At 63.7% G+C, this 598-nt stretch carries 1 protein-coding gene and 1 pseudogene; both read right to left on the reverse strand.

The genetic code is table 11. The annotated features are described in order from the left end of the window. On the reverse strand, window positions 1-311 hold a 311-nt coding region (locus BKY26_RS16470), incomplete at its 3' end, for a glyoxalase (RefSeq protein ID WP_071691471.1). A gap of 13 nt (window positions 312-324) precedes the next feature. Next, a pseudogene (locus BKY26_RS16475) lies at window positions 325-598 on the reverse strand (ABC transporter ATP-binding protein); the annotation flags it as partial.

Here is a 598-nt window from a genome sequence, read left to right on the forward strand (position 1 = left end):
GCCTCGGCCTTTGCCACGGCGTTGTCGGGGTCGATCCCGAATAGAAAGAGTTGCAGCCCGCCGCCGCGCGGGGGCGTTTCCGGGACAAAGCCAAGCAGGGGGTGGCTGTGATAGGTGCCGTCGGAATGCAGCTGCATCAGCATCTGGCCGTGGCGAATGATGGCGAAATCATCGGTCAGTTGAAAGGCGGGCAGGCCGAAGACGTCTTTCAGGAACGCGGCCAGCGCACGCACATTCGGGGTCAGAAGATTGACGCCGATGCCGGTCAGGCTGCGGCCGAAGTCCTCTGCGGGGACGGTTTCCAGATCCATGGGCGCACCTCGCTTACTCGGCGGCTTCCTGAATCCCGATGAAGCCGCCCGATTGACGGTTCCAATAGCGCGCATAGAGCCCGCCCGCGTCAAGCAGCGCGTCATGAGAGCCCTCTTCCACGACACGGCCCTGATCCAGCACGATGATCCGGTCCATCTGGGCGATGGTGGACAGGCGGTGCGCGATGGCGATGACGGTCTTGCCCTCCATCACGTCGCCAAGCGTGTCCTGAATTGCGGCCTCAACCTCTGAATCGAGCGCGCTCGTGGCCTCGTCCAGCACCAGA

The organism is Nioella sediminis, assembly GCF_001879695.1.
In the GTDB taxonomy this organism is placed as follows: domain Bacteria; phylum Pseudomonadota; class Alphaproteobacteria; order Rhodobacterales; family Rhodobacteraceae; genus Nioella; species Nioella sediminis.